The sequence below is a fragment of the Arthrobacter sp. ISL-5 genome, from assembly GCF_018613835.1.
GTDB lineage: Bacteria > Actinomycetota > Actinomycetes > Actinomycetales > Micrococcaceae > Arthrobacter.
Map to the genome: position 1 here is coordinate 65,113 of NZ_JAGGPM010000028.1, position 19,291 is coordinate 84,403.

Below are 19,291 nucleotides of genomic sequence, written 5' to 3' on the forward strand. Positions count from 1 at the left end.
TGTTTCGCCTGAAAGACTGACCAGTCGCAATGCAGAAGGTCCGCAACCAATCGGTTGCGGACCTTCTGCATTGCCCCCGCGGACTTAGTTCGCGGGTCTACTTCGTACGTCTACTTCACCACGGTGGAGACGCCGGCCGTGGGGGCCTTCGCCACGCCGCCGGCAGCCTTCTTTGAACCACGGCGCTCGATCCAGATGGCGAGGCGGGACACCGCCAGGTTGATGGCGATGTAAATTGCCGCCGCGACGAAGAACACCGGGAACAGGAACTGCGGGCCGAGGAAGTCCGCCATCACCTGTACGGCGCGCAGCAGCTCTCCGTAGGCCACGATGTAACCCAGCGACGTGTCCTTCAGCAGGACCACGAGCTGAGCCACCAGGGAGGGCAGCATACGCCTGATGGCCTGCGGCAGTTCAACGCTGAGCCGGGACTGGAAGCTGGTCAGGCCGATCGCCAGGCCGGCTTCGCGCTGGCCTTTGGGCAGGGACTGGATGCCTGCGCGGATGATTTCGGCGAAGATGGCCGAGTTGTAGAGGACCAGGCCGGCAACGACTGCAACGAACGAGCTCGTGGCGAACACGAGCAGCACGAACAGCATCATCAGGACCACGGGCATGCCGCGCAGGAATTCCAGCACGATTCTGGTGGGAACCCTGATCCAGGCGATATCCGAAATGCGCATGAGGCACAGGAGCAGGCCCAGCGGGAAAGCGATGACAGCTGCGATGGCGGCGGCACTCAACGTGGCGCTCATGCCGCTAAAGAGCAGCGACCAGACGTCCGCCTGCCCGAAGATCGCCCACCGCTGTGCTTGGAAGATTCCCTGCTGGGCGAGCGTGACAATGGCAAGCGCGAGCAGGCCGCCGATGACGACGACGCCGACGATCGAGCCGATCAGGGAGATTCTGCGGGCTTTGGGGCCCGGGACGTCGTAGAGAACAGAAGTCATCGGGCGATCGCCACCTTTCGTTCGACCTGGTGAGCGACGTAGCCCAGCGGCACGGTGATCAGGAGATAGAAGAATGCCACGCCCACGAGAACCCACATGACGGCGTCACCGTGGTCGTTAGCCAGCTGCTTTCCGTAGCCGAACAGCTCCAGGACGAAGAAGGCGCCGGCCACGGAGGAGTTCTTCACAAGGGCGATCAGGATGTTGATCAACGGCGGAACCACCGTGCGCAGGGCCTGCGGCAGGATGATCAGGGACAGCACCTGGCCGAACGTCATGCCGATGCTGCGCGCGGCCTCGGCCTGGCCCAAGGGGACGCTGTTGACGCCCGAGCGGACTGCTTCGGCGATGAAGGCAGCCGTATAAGCGCTCAGCGCGATGATGGCGGCGACCTCGAACTGCTGGAAGGTCACGCCCAGCCGGGGCAAGACGACTGCCGCAAAAAAGAAGGCGATGGTCAGCGGGGTGTTACGCACCACCTCCACGTAGGCCATGCTGAATCCGCGGAGGGCCGCCACGGGTGAAACGCGGGCGGCGGCCAGGAGTGTGCCCACTACAAGGGCAATGATGCCGGACACGACGGCCAGGAACAGGGTTCTGAGAAAGCCGTCCCAGTACTGCGGGAGGCTTTCAATGATGACGTCCATAGGGTCCTTCAGCTGCGTTCGTGGGAAATGATCGGAAAACGGAAGCGGCGGTTACCGGGGCCGTGGAATGCACAGCCGCAGGTAACCGCCACACCGGTTTAGTAGCGGTCGATCGCCGGGAGCTCCGGTGCCGTCTTGATGACAGCGCCGGCCGTGGCTTCCCAGGCCTTCTTGTAGGAGCCGTCCTTGGCGAAGCCTTCCAGCTGGTCGTTGATCCAGTTGCGGAATTCGGTGTCGTCCTTCTTCACTCCGATGCCGTAGGGCTCCTTCGTGAACGTCTCCTCGGAGGCCAGCTTGAAGGCGTCCGGTTCCTTGTTGACGAAGCCGGCCAGGATCACGTTGTCGGTGGTGATTGCTTCAACCTGCTTGTTCCGCAGCGGCTCAAGGCAGGCCGAGTAGGTGGCCGCCGGCACCAGGACCGCGCCGTACTTCTCCACGATGGTGGAGGCGGGAGTCGACCCGGTCACGGAGCAGACGTTCTTGCCCTTGACGTCCTCGGGCTTGGTGATGGACGTGTTGTCCTTGTTCACCATGAGCGCCTGGCCTGCCTCGTAGTACGGGCCGGCAAAGGCCACTTCGGTCTTGCGCTTGTCGTTGATGGTGTAGGTGGCGACGATCAGGTCCACCTTGCCCTGCTTGATGAACTGCTCGCGGTTGGCGGAGACGGTTTCGACCCATTCGATCTTGTCAGCGGCGATTCCCAGCTTGGCTGCGATCAGCTTCCCGATTTCCACGTCAAAGCCCACCGGCTTGCCGTCAAGGCCCTTCTGGCCGAACAGGGGCTGGTCAAACTTGGTGCCGATGGTCACCTTGCCGGCAGAAGAGAGCTTTTCCATCGTGGAGCCAGCGGCGAAGCTCGGCTTTTCAACGGGGGAGGGGCTGGTGCCAGTGCCGGCGCCGCCGCCGCCGCAAGCGCTCAGCGTCAGGGCAAGGGCTGCGGATGCTGCTACCAGAAGGGATTTCCTTCGGGTCAAAAATGCCTTCATGACATTCCTTTCATTGGGCGGCCGTCCTGGACGGCCTGGGGTGCGGACTGGGGAGTCGTCAGTGCGTGAGGAGCTTGGAGAGGAAGTCTTTGGCGCGGCTGCTCTGGGGATTGGTGAAGAACTGCTCCGGCGTGGCGTCCTCCACGATCTGGCCGTCCGCCATGAAAACCACGCGGTCCGCGGCCTTGCGGGCGAAGCCCATCTCGTGGGTGACCACGATCATGGTCATGCCTTCCTTGGCCAGCTGGATCATGACGTCCAGGACTTCGCTGATCATCTCCGGGTCCAGCGCCGAGGTGGGCTCGTCGAAAAGCATGACCTTGGGCTTCATGGCCAGGGCGCGTGCGATGGCCACGCGCTGCTGCTGACCGCCGGAGAGCTGGGCCGGCAGTTTGGGTGCCTGGTGGCCGACTCCGACGCGCTCCAGCAGGGCCATGGCCTCCTTGTCAGCCTCCGCCTTGGACATTCCCTTTACCTTGATGGGGCCGAGGGTCACGTTTTCCAGGATGGTCTTGTGCGCGAAAAGGTTGAATGACTGGAAAACCATTCCGACGTCGGCACGGAGGTGTGCGAGCTCCTTGCCTTCTTCGGGAAGCTTCTTGCCGTCAATGGCGATATCGCCGTCATCAATGGTCTCGAGGCGGTTGATGGCCCTGCACAGAGTGGACTTACCCGAGCCTGACGGCCCGATGACCACAACGACCTCGCCCTTGCGGACTTGGAAGTTGATGTCCTTCAGAACGTGCAGCTGGCCGTAGTGCTTATTGACGGCATTCAGGGAGACGAGGGCATCGCCGGGCACTTGAGTAGTCATGACTACGAATCTAGCGAACATTTGTCATATATGACCGCAATCACTCCAACTTCCTGCGGATCGTAATTCAAGAGATACCTGCTGGTCAGCAGGTTAGCCTTAGGTGATGAGCATCAACGCAGATCCGTCAAAATCCGTTCAGCCCCGCCGCAAGGGGCCCCTTGAGCTCCGCCGCAAGCAGGCTGCGGTTGAGATGTCGGACCAGCGGCTGCTCGACACCAAAGGCCCCGGGCATTTCATCCACACGGACCCGTGGAGGGTGATGCGGATCCAGAGCGAGTTCGTGGAAGGCTTCGGGGCGCTGTCGGACCTGGGCCAGGCCGTCAGCGTGTTCGGTTCGGCGCGCACCAAGCCGGGCAGCCCGTTCTACGAGATGGGTGTTGAGGTGGGACGCAAACTGGCGGAAGCCGGCGTGGCGGTCATCACCGGAGGCGGCCCGGGATCGATGGAGGCAGCCAACCGCGGAGCCGTGGAAGGCAACGGCGTGTCCGTCGGCCTTGGCATCGAGCTGCCGTTCGAGCAGGGGCTGAACCAGTGGGTGGACCTGGGGATCAATTTCCGGTACTTCTTCGCCCGTAAGACCATGTTCGTGAAGTATGCGCAGGGCTTCATTGTCCTGCCCGGAGGACTCGGCACCCTCGACGAGCTCTTCGAGGCCATGGTCCTGGTCCAGACGCAGAAGGTGACTTCATTCCCGATCGTCCTCCTGGGCAAGGACTTCTGGGGTCCGATGATGGAGTGGATCAAGGGGACACTGGTTGCCGAGGGCATGGTGTCCGAGAAGGACATGGACCTGGTCCAGCTGGTGGACGATCCGGAAGAGGCCGTCAACCTGGTCCTGCACGGCCACGTCCGCCCGCCGTCTACCAACGGGGACCAGCGGCCTGAGTAGCAGCGGCACCGGCGTCTGGCACGATGGGTGATGTGAGTTTCTTCCTCGTTTTCCTTGCCATCGTGCTGATTGGCGCAACCGCCCTGATCGGGACCGACATCGGGGCAGGCCTCATGCGGAAAAGGCGCTCCCGAAACGAGCTGATCGACGACGGTTTCGATGAACCGGTGGCGTCGCTGCCCCCGGTCCTGCTGCCCGCCGATGCCAAACCCGCCGACGTCGACCATGTCCGGTTTTCGCTGGGCCTTCGCGGCTACCGGATGGACCAGGTGGACGAGGTGCTCGATGACCTCCGCGACCAGCTCGCTTCCAAAGACGACCAGCTCGCGGCCAAGGACGCCGAGATCGCGTCCAGGGACGCCGAGCTCGGGCGGCTCCGGGAGCAGCTCCGGACCAATGTCCTGAGCGCTTCGTCCGAGGACCTGCCTTGAACGGTCATGCCCCCGGTCCCGGCTCTGCTTCAGGGTCTGCTCCCCGCAGGTCCGAGGCACCGTTCCGGGACCTTCGGCCGGCTCCGGCCGGCGTCATAACCGGCGCGCTGGGTGCGGTCTCGTCGTCGCTTGCCGCGAGGGCGGGCCGCTGGCCGTGGTGGGTCCAGGCGGCGGCGATCTATGTATGTGCCCGGCTGCTCAGCGCCTGCATCTTCATGTCCGCGGCGCTGCACCAAGGCGTGAACCCCTGGTTCCCGGCCAAGCCCGACTACTGGAACTTCATCAACATCTGGGACGCCCGCTGGTACGGCGAGGCCATTGCCGGAGGGTACCCGTCACAGTTGCCGGCGGATGATGCCGGGAACATCCAGGAAAACACCTGGGCCTTCTATCCGTTGTTCCCCGCACTGGGGCGGATGCTGTCGGGCGTTTCGGGGATGAGCCCGGCCGCCGCCCTAACGCTCATCGCGATGCTCGCAGGCCTCGCCGCATCGCTGGTGATCTATGCGCTGTTCCGGCACAGGGCCGCGCACGGGACGGCTCTCTGGGGCGTGGCGTTCGTTGCGACCTTTCCGGTGTCTCCGGTGCTGCAGGTTCCATATGCGGAGTCCCTGAACATCCTTCTGCTTGCCTCAGCCCTGCTGCTGGTGGTGCGGCGGCAATATCTGTGGGCCATTCCCGTGGTTGCGGCAATGTGCCTCTCCCGGCCCACGGGCGTGCCGTTCGCCGCGATGGCCGGGATCCTGTTCCTTTACCGCGCGGCGGAGGCGTGGCGGCACAGCCGGAACAAGGCAGCTGAAGCTGCCGAGGGCGCCGCAGTCCCGGAAAGGCCGCAGCGGTTCCACAGCCGCACGGAGCTGTGGTCGCTCGCGGCGCTGACCGCGGCGAGCGGAGCAGCCGCACTGCTGTGGCCTACCATCGCGTGGGCAACAACGGGGGACATCGAGGCGTACACCAAGACCGAAACGGTCTGGCGCGGGCACGACCTGGTGCCGTTCAAGCCCTGGTTCGACACCGGCGTGCTGCTCTTCGGCCCCGTTCTGGGCATCGTGGCGCCGTTCGTCTTCGTGGCCATATTCGCCCTGCTCATGATGTCCCGTCCGGTGCTGCGGCTGGGAACGGAACTCAGGCTCTGGTGCGTGTGCTACATGGGGTATCTCGTGGTGTTCCTGCATCCGCAGACCAGCACGTTCCGCATGCTGCTCCCGCTGTTTCCGCTGGCTTTGGCCGCCGCGCTGGTGTCGCGGTCGCGGGCCTATCGGGGCGCGGTGGTCACCATGTTCGTCCTGCTGCAGATCGTGTGGGTCGTGTGGCTCTGGGCTTGGGCCCAACTCCCCGGAGGAGGGGACTATCCGCCCTGATCGCTGCGGAGACACGCCGTGCGGCGACGCGGGGAATCTGCAGTCGCACGGAATGTCCATCGATTAGCTACAGACGGGTAATTACAGGATAATAGAGGATAAGCAAGGACAAGAAGCATACGAATTGTTCAGCCATGGCGGCTGCCGAACCGGCCGCCATAGCGGCTTGTTTGACCATGCGGACTCAGCCCGGCCGGGCTGCTCAGTCCTGGGACTACTGGAGGGGATATTCCTCATGGCGGCTATGAAACCACGCACCGGCGACGGCCCTATGGAAGTAACCAAGGAGGGCCGCAGCCTCATCATGCGTGTGCCGCTCGAAGGCGGAGGGCGGCTCGTGGTTGAACTCAATGCCGCCGAGGCGGCCAACCTCAAGGAATGCCTCGTCGGCGTCACCGAATAACGTGCCGGGCAGGGTCCGCAGCCAGCAGGCTGCGGACCCTGCCTTTACTTCTTAACCGCTACCAGCAGCCCGTCTCCGGTGGGCAGCATCGCGGAGGACAGCCGGTCGTCGTCGCGCACGGACTTGCCAACCTGACGCAGCACAACGGTGGTCGCGTCGCGCGCCGTGGGGTTGGATACGCGGTCCTTGTCCAGGGCGTCGTTGACGATCAGGAGGCCGCCGGATTTGAGCAGGCGGACGGCCTGCTCCACGTAGCGGGGGAAGTTGGGCTTGTCGCCGTCGATGAAGACGAGGTCGTAGGCGGCATCGGTCAGCCTCGGCAGGACATCGCCTGCGCGGCCCGAAATGGTGCGCGTCCGGTTGGCAGGGCTGCCGGCTTCCTGGAATGCCTCACGCGCGGCCTTGAGGTGCTCGACGTCCACATCGATGGTGGTCAGCACGGCCTGCGGGCCGAGCCCGCGGAGGATGCACACGCCGGACACCCCCGCGCCCGTGCCGATCTCGACGGCGGTCTGCGCCTTGGAGGCGGCCGCCAGCACGGTCAGCACGGCCCCGACGCCGCGTCCGATGGGGGTTACGCCCAGCTCGAAGGAACGTTCCCGGGCGCGCAGCAGGACTTCATCCTCGGCAGGCAGATCTTCTGCATAGGACCAGCTCGTGGACTTATCGGCGCTCATGGGTATTCGCTTTCTGGGCGGCAGGGGGCATGTTTCTTACAGCGTACTTGGTCGGGCCGTGCGCGGCGGGAAGGTGACGGCGGGGTGGCCTGTGATGGCGGATACTGCCGGGGCTCCCGGGTGCGTCGCACCCGTCCATGCGGCGCCGGAAACCCCCTGAAGCCTCCGTTGTTGCGCTTTTGGCTAAAGGGGGCCCCGCCATCAGGAAATTCCCAGCCATCTTTGAAATGATGGTTATCCGCTCATCCAAGTGGTGATCGGCGCCGAACCAATGATGTCAACCACATCAGGCGTTAGTACATCCACGAGGGGAGTGGACGATGTCAGGATCAGTTGTGGCACCTGTCCCTACAATTGAAGAGCCCGCAGCCGACTGGGTCATGCCCACGTGGGAGGAAGTGGTGACCAACCACTCCGCCAAGGTCTACCGGCTTGCGTACCGGCTCACCGGCAACAAGTACGACGCCGAGGACCTCACGCAGGAAGTGTTCGTCCGGGTCTTCCGTTCGCTGGCGAACTTCAAGCCCGGAACGCTGGACGGCTGGCTGCACAGGATCACCACGAACCTGTTCCTGGACCAGGCCCGGCGCAAGAGCCGGATCCGTTTCGACGCCCTGGCGGAGGACGCCGAATCACGGCTGCCGGGCCGGGAGCCGGGGCCGGAGCAGAGCTTTGAGCTGAACAACCTTGACCTCGATGTCCAGGCCGCGCTGGAGGAACTCCCGCCGGACTTCCGCGCCGCGGTAGTGCTGTGCGACCTTGAGGGCTTGTCCTACGACGAGGTTGCCGAGGCGCTGGGCGTGAAACTCGGCACCGTGAGGTCGCGTATCCACCGCGGCCGGACCATGCTGCGGGAGAAGCTCGCCCACCGCGATCCGCGGCCCGCGCAGTCCCGCAAGCCGCGGTTGAAGTTGCCCCGCATCGCCGGCGTTCTCTGATCGGCGCCATGGGTCATCTGCATCGCTTACTGGGGGGGCTTAAGGACAAAACGGCATCTCTGCACGTCGCGGCGGTGCGTCACCCGGGGACAACAGATCATGTCCGCCAGTGCGCTGATTGCTCTGCCGCGCTCAGGCGGCAGCGGCAGTACCTTGAAAGGCTCCGCGGTGCCGCCATCCCGGCGGCCAGCGACGAACTGACGGCGCGGCTGCTCCTGCAGACGCAGCAGCTTGCCATGGCGCCCGCTGCGGACGCTCCACGGCCCAGTGCCCTTAGGCTCGCAGGACTTGCCGGCGGCGTTGCCGTCGTGGCCGCCGGAGCCGTCGCTGCGGGAGCGTACCTGTCTGCCGGTGAACCCCCGCAGTATGCGGCCGCCGCCGGGTCAGCTTCCGTTTCCGGAGCGTCCGGGCACACTGGCGCCGGTGGCGGTCCGGGCCGGGACGATTTGCCCGTGACCGGTGCGGCCGGGAATGGGTCGGCGGCCAGCGAGGCGGAAAGCCGGCTGGCGACCCTGCGATCCCATGGCTGGGCGTGTCCGGACCTCAAGGCCATGGGATTCCGGATTGTATCCGCAACGACGACCGAGCGGGGCGGCCAACGCGCCGTTGAACTGCTGCTCTCGGACGGCCGGCATCTGGCGACGATCCTGGAACAGCACTCCGCCGCGGTTCCCGCCGAAGGCCAGGACCCGGCCGCATCACCAACCGCTCCGGAGTCACCGGTCAACCCCCTGACGGGTCACCCGGCAAGGCTCGACGGGTTCGTCCCCGTTGGCGCTGCCGGCGGTGAGGCGGCGGGACGGCTCTGGATCAAGACGGCGGCGCCCTGGAGCGCGATCTACCAGGCTTCCGGGACCACATTCACCTACGTGTCCGACCTGCCGGCGGATGCTGCCGACGACGCCGTGGCGGCGCTGGCGGCGGCAGGCTTGGCGACGCACCCCGGAATCGTGGCAACCTCACGGTCGGAAGCGGGCGAGGACAATCCCGGCGCCGAATCCATCCTCGACCGCATGGGGCGCGGACTCCGCAAGATAGCACGGCATTTCCCGAATTGACATGCGTCCCGGCTGTGCCGGCGGGCGGAATCCGGCCATGACCGGCACGAAATCGTCGCCACGTCCCAGGAGAGGGTAATCTTCCTAAAGTGTTTGGAATCAACGGCCCGGAGTTTCTGCTTCTGCTGCTCATCGGCATTCTGGTGATCGGTCCCCAGCGGCTGCCCGAATACACCCAGAAGCTGGCAAACCTGGTCCGCGAAGTTCGCCGCATGGCGTCCGGGGCACGGGAGCAGATCAAAGAAGAAGTCGGCATCGACATCGACGACGTCGACTGGAAGAAGTACGACCCCCGCCAGTACGATCCGCGCCGCATCATCAAGGAAGCACTCCTCGATGACGACACGAAGCCGGTCAGCCCGGGAGCGCCTTCCAGCGGTACCGCTTCCACCGCGGCCGCCGTGGCCGGTGCGGTGGCGGCGGGAGAATCGTCGCCGGAATCCCGCACCAGGCCGCTGCTTGAGCGCCTGCCCGACGGCGTGCCCGCACCTTTCGACACGGAAGCCACCTAGGCCCTGCCGTCACCTAGGTCCTCAGGTCAGCGGGGCTGCAGCCCCAAGGACATTCCGGTAAGGCCGCGGGGTTTGGCCGCAAGTTGTCCGGCGATCCCGGACAGCGCCGCCGCTGCGGGCGTTTCGGGACGGCCGAGCACGATGGGCTGGCCCGTGTCCCCGCCTTCGCGCAGAAGTATGTCCAGGGGGATCTGGCCCAGCAACGGCACATCCTTGCCGGTGGCGGCGCTCAGCCGTTCGGTGAGCGACTGCCCGCCGCCGGTTCCGAACAGAGCCATCCGGCCGCCGTCGGGCATTTCCAGATACGACATGTTCTCGATGACCCCCGCCACTGTCTGCCCCGTCTGGGTGGCGATGGCACCTGCCCGCTCCGCGACATCGGCCGCGGCCGCCTGGGGAGTGGTGACCACCAGAATCTCGGCCTTGGGAAGCAGCTGCGCCACCGAAATGGCGATGTCGCCGGTGCCGGGAGGCAGATCAAGGAACAGGACGTCCAGGTCGCCGAAATAGACGTCGGTGAGGAACTGCTCGAGTGCCCGGTGCAGCATCGGTCCGCGCCAGGCCACCGGCTGGTTGCCCGTGACGAACATGCCGATGGAGATCACCTTCACCCCGTAGGCCACGGGCGGAAGGATCATGTCGTCCACCCGGGTAGGCGGCTGCGTGATGCCCATCAGGGCCGGAACCGAGAAGCCGTAGACATCCGCGTCCACGATACCCACCCGCAGGCCCTGGGCCGCCAGGGAGCAGGCCAGGTTGACGGTCACGGACGACTTTCCCACGCCGCCTTTGCCGCTGGCCACGGCAAACACCTTCGTCAGCGATCCCGGCTGGTTGAACGGGACGCCCCGCTGGCCGCCGGGACCGCGGAGCTGCTCCTTCAGGGCGTCGCGCTGGGCCTGGGTCATGACCTTCAGGTCGACGTCGACGGCGGTGACGCCGGGAACGGCCAGCAGCGCGGCCTCCGAATCCCTCGTGATGGTGTCCCTGAGTGGGCAGCCCGCGATGGTGAGCAGCACCGCGAGGCGCACGGTGCCGTCGTCGGAAATCGCCACGGAATCGATCATGCCCAGTTCCGTGATGGGTCGGCGGAGTTCCGGATCGATGACGGTTGCCAGCGCAGCGTTGACTGCCTCGACGAGGGCGGTGCTCATGCTGTGGGTACTCAGCTTTCGGGAGAGGTGGGACGCGGCTGGGCCGAACGGCCCTGGCGCGTCTTGTCCGGCTTGACCTTGGGGATCTGCTGGGTCCGCGGGTTGCGTTGCCGCTCCCGCTTTTCCTTCAGCTTCTCCCTGACCAGTTCGCGGGGGGACTCGTGGCTGCCGGGCCCGGTGGCTTCGTGGGTGCGCAACTCCTCCTGGGCCTCCAGCAGGTCTTCGAGCATGCTGCGGAGTTCAGCCCTGACGTAATCGCGGGTGGCCACTTCACGCAGCGCGATGCGCAGCGACGCCAGCTCGCGGGTCAGGTATTCGGTGTCGGACAGGTTGCGCTCCGCACGCTGGCGGTCCTGCTGAAGGGAGACGCGGTCCCGGTCGTCCTGGCGGTTCTGTGCCAGCAGCAGCAGCGGCGCCGCGTAGGAGGCCTGCAGGGAGAGCATCAGCGTCAGGAGTGTGAAGCCGAGCTCAACCCTGTCGAACTGCCAGGCGGTGGGCGCGAACGTGTTCCAGACCAGCCAGAACAAACAGAACACGGTCATGTACAGCAGGAACTGCGGCGTGCCCATGAAGCGGGCAAACCCCTCTGTGGCATGGCCGAAGGCATCGGGATCCGGTTTGAACTTGGGCAGTATGCGCTGCCGGCCGCTCAGCGGGGTGTCCAGGCTCCCTTTGCCCGCGGCCTTTCCTGGCGTCCGCGGACCGGCGCCCTTTGTATCTTTTTCAGCCAATGCGGCCTCCAAGCCTTCTGATGGGAGCTTCGCCGTCGTTGGCCCGCCAGTCATCCGGCAGCAAATGATCCAGGACGTCATCAACGGTCACGGCCCCCACCAGCCGGCCGGCCTGGTTGACCACGGGCAGCGAGTTCAGGTTGTAGGTGGCCAGGGTGCGGGCCACTTCGCTGATGTGCGCCTGGTCCGACAGCGGCTCCAGGTTCTTGTCCACGAGGTTGCCGAGCGGCTCGAACGGCGGATAGCGCAGCAGCTGCTGGATGTGCACCACGCCAAGGAAGCGGCCGGTGGGAGTTTCCAGCGGCGGCCGGGCGATGAAGATGGACGAAGCCAGGGCAGGGGACAGCTCTTCGCGCCGGACGTGGGCGAGTGCCTCGGCCACTGTGGCCTCGGGCGGCAGGATGACCGGAACAGGGGTCATCAGGCCGCCGGCCGTGTCTTCGTCGTATTCGAGCAGGCGGCGGACGTCTTCCGCACCTTCGGGCTCCATCAGCTGCAGCAGTTCCTCGGCCTGCGCGGAGGGTAGTTCACCGAGGAGGTCGGCGGCGTCGTCGGGGTCCATCTCCTCCAGGACATCGGCCGCGCGCTGGACGTCCAAGGCGGAGAGGATCTCCACCTGGTCGTCTTCCGGCAGCTCCTGCAGGACGTCGGCGAGGCGTTCGTCCTGGAGTTCGCTCGCGACTTCGAACCGCCGCTTGTCGCTCATCTCCTGCAGTGCCTCTGCAAAGTCGGCCGGTTTGAGGTCCTCGTGGTTGGCGACGAACTGGGTGGCGGCCTGGGGCTCGGTCTTGGCGCCCTGGTTCGCGTCCGCCCAGTCGATGATCATGGTTTCGTTGCGCCGGAGCCTGCTCAACGGGGCCAGCGAATGGCCGCGCCGGACGAACAGCTTGCTGACGAACCAGTCGCCGGAGCGGTGCTGGTCCATCGCGATGTCCTCGATGGTGGCGTCGCCGCTGCCGTCCCGCAGCGTGACGCGGCGGTCGAACATCTCGGCCACCACCAGGGTCTCGGCGCCGCGCTGTTCGAAGCGGCGGAGATTGACCAGGCCGGTGCAGATGACCTGGGTCTGGTCGATGGAGGTAATCCGCGTCATGGGGACGAAGACGCGCTTCTTGCCGGGCACCTCGACGACGATGCCCACCACATGGGGGGCGCCGCGGGTCCCGCGCGAGAGCACTACGACGTCGCGCAGCCGGCCCAGACGGTCGCCCAGGGGGTCGAAGACGTCTAGTCCCAGAAGGCGTGCAACGAAGACGCGGGTAGGATTTGTGCTCACCACTACAGGCTACCGAGTCTGCTCTCTTTTAGCTGAATTTCAGCTCGCACACATCCTTATAGGCAAGAATGGGTGTATGTCAAACATTTTTGGTGGTCCCAAGGCTGGTGTCCCGAACGGATCCGACGAGTCACGCACAGTCCCCACGGGGGATACCGTCGGCACGTATACCTCCTACCTGGACGCCCAGAAGGCCGTCGACTACCTCGCCGACCAGCAGTTCCCGGTGCACATGGTGTCCATCGTGGGCAATGACCTGAAGATGGTGGAACGGGTGACCGGACGGCTCAGCTACCCCCGCGTGGCACTGTCGGGTGCCCTGAGCGGCATGTGGTTCGGTCTCTTCGTCGGGGTCATGCTTTCCTTCTTCACGCCGGCCGGCGGGACGTTCTCGATCATCAGCTCCGTCCTGATGGGCGCTGCGTTCTTCATGCTCTTCGGGATTGTCACCTATGCCACGCAGCGCGGCAAGCGTGATTTCACGTCCACCAGCCAGGTCGTGGCGACCAACTACGACGTCGTGGTGTCCTTCGAGGCCGCACATGAGGCCCGCCGGCTGCTGCAGCAGCTGCCGATGTCGCCGTCGGACGCCTCGGGCGGAGCCCGGCCCGCGACATACACGCAGCGCGACTACCAGGGCCAGCCGTACCAGCAGCAGCCCGGCCAGCACCCCGGGCAGCAGGGCCAGGCGCCGCAGCGGCCCGCCGGGTGGAATGACCCCTATGGCCAAAGGGCCCAAGATGCCCAGGGGCAGGACGCCCAGGGCTCTCAAACTCAAGGTTCCCAGACTCAGGGCCCCCAGGTTCCGGGCGCGCCGGTCGCGGGTGCACCCCAGTACGGGGTCGTCGATGGTCAGCCGGGCCAGACCCCGGACGGCCAGACCCCGGACGCCGGGCAGCGCGCGGGCCAGCGGCCTGCGGCGGTCCGTTACCCGGACCTGCCGGACGGACGCCCGCAGTATGGCGTGCGGGTGAGCGATCCCAGCCAGGTGCCGCAGCGCAAGGACGACGAGCAGCACTAGCAGCCCGAGGGCACGAATAAGGCAGGGCCACCGGACGGTGGCCCTGCCTTTATTCGTTGCCGGGCCGCGCAAACCGCCGGGGGCTAACTGCGGCCGAGCTCCTCGTAGATTCCCGCCATCCATGCCTCGACGTCGTCGGCGGTGCGGGGCAGGGCGGCGCTGAGGTTGACGGGGCCGTCGGCCGTCATCAGGATGTCGTCCTCGATGCGCACACCAATTCCGCGGTACTCCTCAGGGATGGCCAGGTCCTCATTCTTAAAGTACAGGCCGGGTTCGATCGTGAAGACCATTCCCTCGGCCAGCACACCGTCAAGGTAGAGTTCCCGCTTGGCCTGCGCGCAGTCGTGGACGTCCAGGCCGAGGTGGTGGCTGGTGCCGTGCGGCATCCAGCGGCGGTGCTGCTGCCCCTCCTCACTGACGGCTTCCGCGACCGGCACCGGGAGCAGGCCCCACTCGGCGAGGCGTTCCGCCAGGACGGTGGTGGCCGCGGTGTGGATGTCGCGGAACTTGGTTCCTATCTGTGCTGCGGCGAATCCGGCGTCGGCAGCGTCAAGCACTGCTTCGTAGACCCTGCGCTGGACCTCGGAGAAAGTGCCGTTGGCCGGGAGCGTGCGGGTGATGTCCGCGGTGTAGAGGGAGTCAGCCTCGACGCCCGCGTCCAGCAGGAGAAGCTCGCCGGCATTGATTTTGCCGGTGTTCCGGGTCCAGTGGAGCACCGTGGCGTTGTTGCCCGAGGCGGCAATGGTGTCGTAGCCGAGTTCGTTGCCTTCCTCGCGGGCCCGTGCGAAGAAGGCGCCCTCCACGACGCGCTCGCCGCGGAAGTGGGTCAGCGCGCGGGGCAGCGCCTTGACCACTTCGGTGAAGCCCTCGGCCGTGGCGGCCACGGCGATCCGCATCTGCTCGACTTCCCACTCATCCTTGATCAGGCGGAGCTCGGAAAGGGCCTCGGAGAGCTTCTCGTCCAGGCCGTCCAGCACGCCGAGGTCCAGATTGTCCGGATCCTTGGCCGTGTTGTAGCGGGCGGTGTCCACGAGGGCATCAATGTTCTCGTCCACCTTGCGCACCAGCCGGATCGAAATGCCGCCGATTTCCGGGGCGCCCACGTTCTTGGTGATTGCCATCTCAAGTTCGTCGATGTGCGATGTCGGGAGGCCAAGGCGTGCCTCGAACTCGGCCAGCGTGGGGCGTGCGCCGATCCAGAATTCGCCGGACCGCGAGTCGGCGTAGAACTGCTCGGTGTCCCTGCCGGCCAGCGGGCGGAAGTAAAGGGTGGCGCGGTGGTTCCCGCCGTCGTCGCCGGTGCCTTCCTCGACCGGTTCGAAGATGAGCACGGCATCGGGCTCATGATCCAGGCCGAGGCCGGTGAGGTGCGCGAAACCGGAGTGCGGCCGGAAGCGGTAGTCGCAGTCGTTGGAGCGGACCTTCAGCGGACCGGCCGGCACCACCAGGCGTTCACCTTTGAACTGTTCGGAGATGGCGCGGCGCCTTCGGGCGGCGTGGTCAGCCACGGCGTCGCGCGCAGGGGTCACCTGCGGGGACGGCGCCCAGTTGCTGGCCATGAAGGCCTTGAAGGCTTCGGAACTGGGCCGCTGCGAGCGGTTGTTGACCCGCTCTTCGAGAGGCTGGGAAGCGGAGTCTGGGGTGTTTTCTGCGTCGTTCACCGTCCCATAGTCTCACCAGCCATGCGGCTTAGGCCAACACAGCCCCGCGTAGGGAAACCGGCCTGTCCGGCCGCATCGGCCGCGCATCTACTAGGCTGGGCAGGTGAGGATAGATCTGCACGCCCACTCGAACATCTCGGACGGCACGGAAGCGCCGGCCGCGGTGATGGCAGCCGCGGCTGCGGCGGGCCTGGACGTCATCGCCCTGACTGACCACGACTCCACCGACGGGTGGGCCGAGGCGTCCCGCGCGGCTGTCGAAAACGGCGTGGCGCTGGTGCCCGGCATGGAGATTTCCTGCCGGACGGACCAGGGGATCAGCGTGCACCTGCTGAGCTACCTGCACGACCCCACCCACGAGGGGCTCCTCGACGAGATCACCAAGGCCAAGGACGCACGCCTCACCCGGGCCGAACGCATGGTCACGCTGTTGGCCGAGGACTACCCCCTGAGCTGGGACGATGTGATCCACCACGTGGCGCCCGGGGCAACCCTGGGACGGCCGCACATCGCCGACGCCCTCGTGGCGGCGGGAGTGGTCGCGGACAGGTCCGAAGCCTTCACCTCCATCCTCACCTCCCATTCGCGGTACTTCGTGCAGCACTATGCGCCGGAGCCGGCCCTCGCCGTCGAGCTGGTCCGCGCGGCAGGGGGCGTCCCGGTCTTCGCGCATCCGGTGGCGTCCGCACGGGGGCGCGTCGTGGGGGAGCGCACGTACCGGGAGATGATCGACGCCGGCCTCGCCGGCCTGGAGGTTGATCACCGTGACAACCCGGAAGAGGGCCGGGACTTCCTGCGGCGCCTCGCAGCGAAGCACGGCCTCCTCATGACGGGGTCGTCCGACTACCACGGCACGGGCAAACCGAACCGGCTCGGGGAATACCTGACAACGCCGGAGGTCTTCGCGAGGATCGAGGAGCTCGGCTCCGGCACGCCCGTCGTCCGCTGACCCGCGTCCCCGGCCCAACTGACTCGCAGTTGTGGTCGTTTTGAGGCTTCAAAACGACACCTAGTGCGAGTCAGTTGGGCGGGTAGGAGGCGAACTCGGCGTGCGCGCCCAAACGCTTCGCCATGACGTCGATGGCCGGCTGGTTCTGGTCCACGCAGACGAACCTGCGGCCCAGCTTGGCCGCAACCGCGCCGAGCGTGCCGGAGCCGGCAAAGAAATCCAGGCACCAGTCGCCGGGCCGGCTTGAGGCGGCGACCACGCGGCGCACCAGGCCTTCGGGCTTCTGCGTGGGATAGCCCGTCTTCTCCTTGCCCGTGGGGGAAACGATGGTGTGCCACCAGACGTCCGTGGGGAGCTTGCCCAGCTCACGCTTGGCGGGCGTCACGAGCCCCGGCGCCATGTACGGCTCCCGGTCCACTTCGGCGCTGTTGAAGTGGTATTTGGCCGGGTTCTTCACGTAGACAAGGATGTTGTCGTGCTTGGTGGGCCAGCGGTATTTGGCGCGCGCCCCGTAGTCGTACGCCCAGATGATCTCGTTCAGGAAGCATTCCCGGCCGAAGATGGCGTCCAGCATGACCTTGGCGTAGTGCACCTCGCGGTAGTCCAGGTGCAGATAGAGCGTGCCGTCGTCAGCCAGCAGGCGCCATGCCTCGACCAGCCGCGGCTCCAGGAAGGACCAGTAGTCGCTAAAGGCGTCGTCGTAGCGGTGCAGGGCGCCTTTGATCGTGTCATAGGACCGGCCCTTGAAGCCGACCCGGTCACCGTCGCCGCCGGCGTTGAGCACCATCTTGGTTTCCTGGCGCTGCTGGGCCCGGCCGGTGTTGAACGGCGGGTCCACGTATATGAGTGTGAAGGCGCCGTCCGGCAGCGTGGGGAGGAACTGCGCGTTATCCGCGTGTACCACCAGGTTGCTGCCGTCCGGCGCCCAGACAGTTTCAGTCATTGAGGCTTTTAGGCCTCGGTGCCGCTGGGCTGTGAGCCGGTTGCCGCCGACTCACTGCCGGCCACCACTTCACCGTTGCGGCGGCGGGTGCGCGTGCGGTTGCGGCGCGCGCGCGACGGCTGCTCGGCACCCGTTACGGCGGAGCCGGTGGCGGTTGCGGCGGAACCTGCTGCGGGGCCGGTTCCTGCATCAGCGGCGGGCTCGGTGGAACGACGACGGCGGTCTCCCGAACGTCCGCCCGATTCGGCGCCGCTGCGGCGGCTGCCTTCCCTGCTGCCGGAGCGGCCGGCGTCGCGTCCGCCTGAACGGCCGCTCTCGCGTGCGCCGTCCCGTCCGCCGCTGTCCCGTCCGCTGACGCGGGTGTTCTTCTTGCCGGTTTCGCCCAGGTCCTCCAGGACCTCGGCATCGACGCCGGCCAGCGTGCGCTTGCTGCGCGGGAGCCGGCCCTTGGTGCCTTCCGGGATGTCCAGGTCCTCGAACAGGTGGGCCGAGGAGGAGTACGTTTCGACGGGCTCGGGAACGCTCAGCCCCAGCGCCTTGTTGATGAGGCCCCAGCGCGGCATGTCGTCCCAGTCCACGAACGTGACGGCGGTGCCCTTGTTGCCGGCGCGGCCGGTGCGGCCCACGCGGTGCAGGTAGATCTTCTCGTCCTCGACGCACTGGTAGTTGATGACGTGCGTGACGTCGTCGACGTCGATGCCGCGGGCGGCGACGTCGGTGGCGACAAGGACATCCACCTTGTTGTTGCGGAAGGCACGCAGGGCCTGTTCGCGGGCACCCTGGCCGAGGTCGCCGTGGATGGCGGCGGCGGCGAACCCGCGGTCCACGAGTTCCTCGGCAACCTTCGCGGCAGTGCGCTTGGTCTTGGTGAAGATGATGGTGCGGCCGCGGCCGCGGGCCTGCAGGATGCGGGCAACAACCTCGGTCTTGTCCATGCTGTGCGCACGGTAGATGAGCTGACGGATGTCGCGCTTGGTCAGGCCTTCGTCGTCCGGGTCCGCGGCGCGGATGTGGGTGGGCTGCGTCATGTACCGGCGGGCCATGGCAATGACCGGGCCGGGCATCGTGGCCGAGAACAGGAGCGTCTGGCGGACGGCCGGAGTGCCGGCGATCAGGGTCTCGACGTCCGGAAGGAAGCCGAGGTCCAGCATTTCGTCGGCTTCGTCCAGCACCACGATCTTGACGTTCTTCAGAACCAGGTGCTTCTGCTTGTAGAGGTCAATCAGGCGGCCGGGGGTACCGACCACCACCTCCACGCCCTTCTGGAGTGCCTCGATCTGCGGCTCGTAGGCGCGGCCGCCGTAAATCGTGGCGATCCGGGCATTGCGCTTGCGTGATGCGTTCTGGAGGTCGTTGGCAACCTGCACGGCGAGCTCACGCGTGGGAACGATCACCATCGCCTGCGGGGCACCCGGGGCGGGCAGCTTGTCGAAGCCGGCGTCGTCCGGGCCCACCACGCGCTGCAGCGCGGGAATGCCGAAACCGAGGGTCTTGCCCGTGCCGGTCTTGGCCTGGCCGATGATGTCGTGGCCGGACAGCGCCACGGGCAGGGTCATCGCCTGGATGGGGAAGGGGTGGGTGATGCCGGCATCGGCGAGGGACTCGACGATATCGGCCCGAACGTTGTAGTCCGCAAAGGACTTCTCCGCTATTTCGTGGGGTTTCTCATCCGAGATGATGGTTTCTTCCGGCTCGATGGTCTCGGTTCCGGAGTCATCAGAGAGAAGCTGGTGGGTATGCAATTCACTCACAGGGGAGTTTCCTTATTCATTTGGGCATTGGCACCGCCTGCTCAACGGGGGCGGCCAAAAGGGGCCGATCCGGAGCACGCTCAGGCGCGCAAGCAAATCCAGTGGAAGCCGATCGCGGGCTATCTAAATGCTGGCA

20 protein-coding genes are annotated in these 19,291 nt (G+C 66.2%); 9 read left to right on the top strand and 11 right to left on the bottom strand.

The annotated features are described in order from the left end of the window. Positions 1 to 110: 110 nt before the first annotated feature. The 4 genes from J7I89_RS15225 to J7I89_RS15240 all read right to left on the bottom strand — a co-directional run bounded on the left by J7I89_RS15225 (position 111) and on the right by J7I89_RS15240 (position 3,397). Positions 111 to 950: an amino acid ABC transporter permease gene (locus J7I89_RS15225; RefSeq protein WP_214971931.1), complete on the bottom strand. Its 840-nt coding sequence runs from the start codon at positions 948 to 950 to the stop codon at positions 111 to 113. Further along, a complete protein-coding gene (locus tag J7I89_RS15230; protein WP_056636138.1) occupies positions 947 to 1,597 on the bottom strand; it encodes an amino acid ABC transporter permease in 651 nt (216 codons plus the stop codon). The genes J7I89_RS15225 and J7I89_RS15230 overlap by 4 nt, the downstream gene beginning before the upstream one ends. A 98-nt stretch (positions 1,598 to 1,695) precedes the next feature. Further along, complete coding sequence (locus J7I89_RS15235; protein ID WP_214971934.1) at positions 1,696 to 2,583, bottom strand: glutamate ABC transporter substrate-binding protein; 888 nt, start codon at positions 2,581 to 2,583, stop codon at positions 1,696 to 1,698. Positions 2,584 to 2,641: 58 nt separating this feature from the next. Continuing rightward, positions 2,642 to 3,397, bottom strand: coding sequence for an amino acid ABC transporter ATP-binding protein (locus tag J7I89_RS15240; RefSeq protein ID WP_214971942.1), 756 nt, complete (start codon positions 3,395 to 3,397; stop codon positions 2,642 to 2,644). A gap of 106 nt (positions 3,398 to 3,503) precedes the next feature. Here J7I89_RS15240 and J7I89_RS15245 point away from each other — a divergent pair, with 106 nt between their 5' ends. The 4 genes from J7I89_RS15245 to J7I89_RS15260 all read left to right on the top strand — a co-directional run bounded on the left by J7I89_RS15245 (position 3,504) and on the right by J7I89_RS15260 (position 6,484). Continuing rightward, positions 3,504 to 4,289 carry a TIGR00730 family Rossman fold protein gene (locus J7I89_RS15245; protein WP_214971944.1) on the top strand — a complete coding sequence of 262 codons (786 nt, stop codon included), beginning with the start codon at positions 3,504 to 3,506 and terminating at the stop codon, positions 4,287 to 4,289. Positions 4,290 to 4,312: 23 nt separating this feature from the next. After that, positions 4,313 to 4,720, top strand: a complete 408-nt coding sequence (locus tag J7I89_RS15250; RefSeq protein ID WP_214971946.1) for a DivIVA domain-containing protein — start codon at positions 4,313 to 4,315, stop codon at positions 4,718 to 4,720. Positions 4,721 to 4,815: 95 nt separating this feature from the next. Further along, positions 4,816 to 6,081 (top strand): hypothetical protein, encoded by a 1,266-nt coding sequence (locus J7I89_RS15255; RefSeq protein ID WP_308159931.1) that lies wholly within the window; start codon positions 4,816 to 4,818, stop codon positions 6,079 to 6,081. A 235-nt stretch (positions 6,082 to 6,316) separates the two neighbouring features. Further along, a complete protein-coding gene (locus J7I89_RS15260; RefSeq protein WP_009357720.1) occupies positions 6,317 to 6,484 on the top strand; it encodes a DUF3117 domain-containing protein in 168 nt (55 codons plus the stop codon). A gap of 44 nt (positions 6,485 to 6,528) precedes the next feature. On the opposite strand, the gene J7I89_RS15265 is transcribed toward J7I89_RS15260, so the two are convergent. After that, positions 6,529 to 7,161: an O-methyltransferase gene (locus tag J7I89_RS15265; protein ID WP_214971948.1), complete on the bottom strand. Its 633-nt coding sequence runs from the start codon at positions 7,159 to 7,161 to the stop codon at positions 6,529 to 6,531. A gap of 320 nt (positions 7,162 to 7,481) precedes the next feature. On the opposite strand from J7I89_RS15265, the gene sigE reads away from it, so the two are divergent. The 3 genes from sigE (at position 7,482) to J7I89_RS15280 (ending at position 9,669) form a co-directional block, all read left to right on the top strand. Then, on the top strand, positions 7,482 to 8,099 hold the full coding sequence (gene sigE, locus J7I89_RS15270) for an RNA polymerase sigma factor SigE (protein ID WP_214971950.1): 618 nt from the start codon (positions 7,482 to 7,484) through the stop codon (positions 8,097 to 8,099). Positions 8,100 to 8,107: 8 nt separating this feature from the next. Then, positions 8,108 to 9,157 carry a hypothetical protein gene (locus tag J7I89_RS15275; protein ID WP_251045380.1) on the top strand — a complete coding sequence of 350 codons (1,050 nt, stop codon included), beginning with the start codon at positions 8,108 to 8,110 and terminating at the stop codon, positions 9,155 to 9,157. An 89-nt stretch (positions 9,158 to 9,246) separates the two neighbouring features. Next, complete coding sequence (locus tag J7I89_RS15280) at positions 9,247 to 9,669, top strand: Sec-independent protein translocase TatB (RefSeq protein WP_214971952.1); 423 nt, start codon at positions 9,247 to 9,249, stop codon at positions 9,667 to 9,669. Between the two features lie 26 nt (positions 9,670 to 9,695). Here J7I89_RS15280 and J7I89_RS15285 read toward each other — a convergent pair whose 3' ends face one another. The 3 genes from J7I89_RS15285 to J7I89_RS15295 are packed head-to-tail and all read right to left on the bottom strand — an operon-like array spanning position 9,696 to position 12,830. Further along, positions 9,696 to 10,823 carry an Mrp/NBP35 family ATP-binding protein gene (locus J7I89_RS15285; RefSeq protein WP_214971955.1) on the bottom strand — a complete coding sequence of 376 codons (1,128 nt, stop codon included), beginning with the start codon at positions 10,821 to 10,823 and terminating at the stop codon, positions 9,696 to 9,698. 11 nt (positions 10,824 to 10,834) lie between these two features. Next, a complete protein-coding gene (locus J7I89_RS15290) occupies positions 10,835 to 11,566 on the bottom strand; it encodes a DUF1003 domain-containing protein (RefSeq protein ID WP_214971958.1) in 732 nt (243 codons plus the stop codon). Continuing rightward, entirely contained in the window at positions 11,547 to 12,830 is a 1,284-nt protein-coding gene (locus J7I89_RS15295; RefSeq protein ID WP_214971960.1) for a magnesium transporter MgtE N-terminal domain-containing protein, read from the bottom strand. The genes J7I89_RS15290 and J7I89_RS15295 overlap by 20 nt, the downstream gene beginning before the upstream one ends. A 76-nt stretch (positions 12,831 to 12,906) precedes the next feature. On the opposite strand from J7I89_RS15295, the gene J7I89_RS15300 reads away from it, so the two are divergent. Then, a complete protein-coding gene (locus J7I89_RS15300; RefSeq protein WP_214971963.1) occupies positions 12,907 to 13,851 on the top strand; it encodes a general stress protein in 945 nt (314 codons plus the stop codon). Between the two features lie 83 nt (positions 13,852 to 13,934). Here the strand turns inward: J7I89_RS15300 and J7I89_RS15305 are convergent, their stop codons facing one another. Beyond that, complete coding sequence (locus J7I89_RS15305) at positions 13,935 to 15,512, bottom strand: aminopeptidase P family protein (protein ID WP_214971966.1); 1,578 nt, start codon at positions 15,510 to 15,512, stop codon at positions 13,935 to 13,937. Between the two features lie 103 nt (positions 15,513 to 15,615). On the opposite strand from J7I89_RS15305, the gene J7I89_RS15310 reads away from it, so the two are divergent. After that, complete coding sequence (locus J7I89_RS15310; protein ID WP_214971970.1) at positions 15,616 to 16,461, top strand: PHP domain-containing protein; 846 nt, start codon at positions 15,616 to 15,618, stop codon at positions 16,459 to 16,461. Positions 16,462 to 16,531: 70 nt separating this feature from the next. Here J7I89_RS15310 and J7I89_RS15315 read toward each other — a convergent pair whose 3' ends face one another. Beyond that, positions 16,532 to 17,404: a site-specific DNA-methyltransferase gene (locus J7I89_RS15315; RefSeq protein ID WP_214971972.1), complete on the bottom strand. Its 873-nt coding sequence runs from the start codon at positions 17,402 to 17,404 to the stop codon at positions 16,532 to 16,534. A gap of 8 nt (positions 17,405 to 17,412) precedes the next feature. Continuing rightward, positions 17,413 to 19,155 carry a DEAD/DEAH box helicase gene (locus J7I89_RS15320; protein WP_214971975.1) on the bottom strand — a complete coding sequence of 581 codons (1,743 nt, stop codon included), beginning with the start codon at positions 19,153 to 19,155 and terminating at the stop codon, positions 17,413 to 17,415. Positions 19,156 to 19,291: the final 136 nt, after the last annotated feature.

Bases quoted from the DNA above. Each gene is read 5' to 3' on its own strand.
- J7I89_RS15225 (WP_214971931.1), bottom strand. From the start codon at position 950: ATGACTTCTGTTCTCTACGACGTCCCGGGCCCCAAAGCCCGCAGAATC.
- J7I89_RS15230 (WP_056636138.1), bottom strand. From the start codon at position 1,597: ATGGACGTCATCATTGAAAGCCTCCCGCAGTACTGGGACGGCTTTCTC.
- J7I89_RS15235 (WP_214971934.1), bottom strand. From the start codon at position 2,583: ATGAAGGCATTTTTGACCCGAAGGAAATCCCTTCTGGTAGCAGCATCC.
- J7I89_RS15240 (WP_214971942.1), bottom strand. From the start codon at position 3,397: ATGACTACTCAAGTGCCCGGCGATGCCCTCGTCTCCCTGAATGCCGTC.
- J7I89_RS15245 (WP_214971944.1), top strand. From the start codon at position 3,504: ATGAGCATCAACGCAGATCCGTCAAAATCCGTTCAGCCCCGCCGCAAG.
- J7I89_RS15250 (WP_214971946.1), top strand. From the start codon at position 4,313: ATGGGTGATGTGAGTTTCTTCCTCGTTTTCCTTGCCATCGTGCTGATT.
- J7I89_RS15260 (WP_009357720.1), top strand. From the start codon at position 6,317: ATGGCGGCTATGAAACCACGCACCGGCGACGGCCCTATGGAAGTAACC.
- J7I89_RS15265 (WP_214971948.1), bottom strand. From the start codon at position 7,161: ATGAGCGCCGATAAGTCCACGAGCTGGTCCTATGCAGAAGATCTGCCT.
- sigE (WP_214971950.1), top strand. From the start codon at position 7,482: ATGTCAGGATCAGTTGTGGCACCTGTCCCTACAATTGAAGAGCCCGCA.
- J7I89_RS15275 (WP_251045380.1), top strand. From the start codon at position 8,108: ATGGGTCATCTGCATCGCTTACTGGGGGGGCTTAAGGACAAAACGGCA.
- J7I89_RS15285 (WP_214971955.1), bottom strand. From the start codon at position 10,823: ATGAGCACCGCCCTCGTCGAGGCAGTCAACGCTGCGCTGGCAACCGTC.
- J7I89_RS15300 (WP_214971963.1), top strand. From the start codon at position 12,907: ATGTCAAACATTTTTGGTGGTCCCAAGGCTGGTGTCCCGAACGGATCC.
- J7I89_RS15315 (WP_214971972.1), bottom strand. From the start codon at position 17,404: ATGACTGAAACTGTCTGGGCGCCGGACGGCAGCAACCTGGTGGTACAC.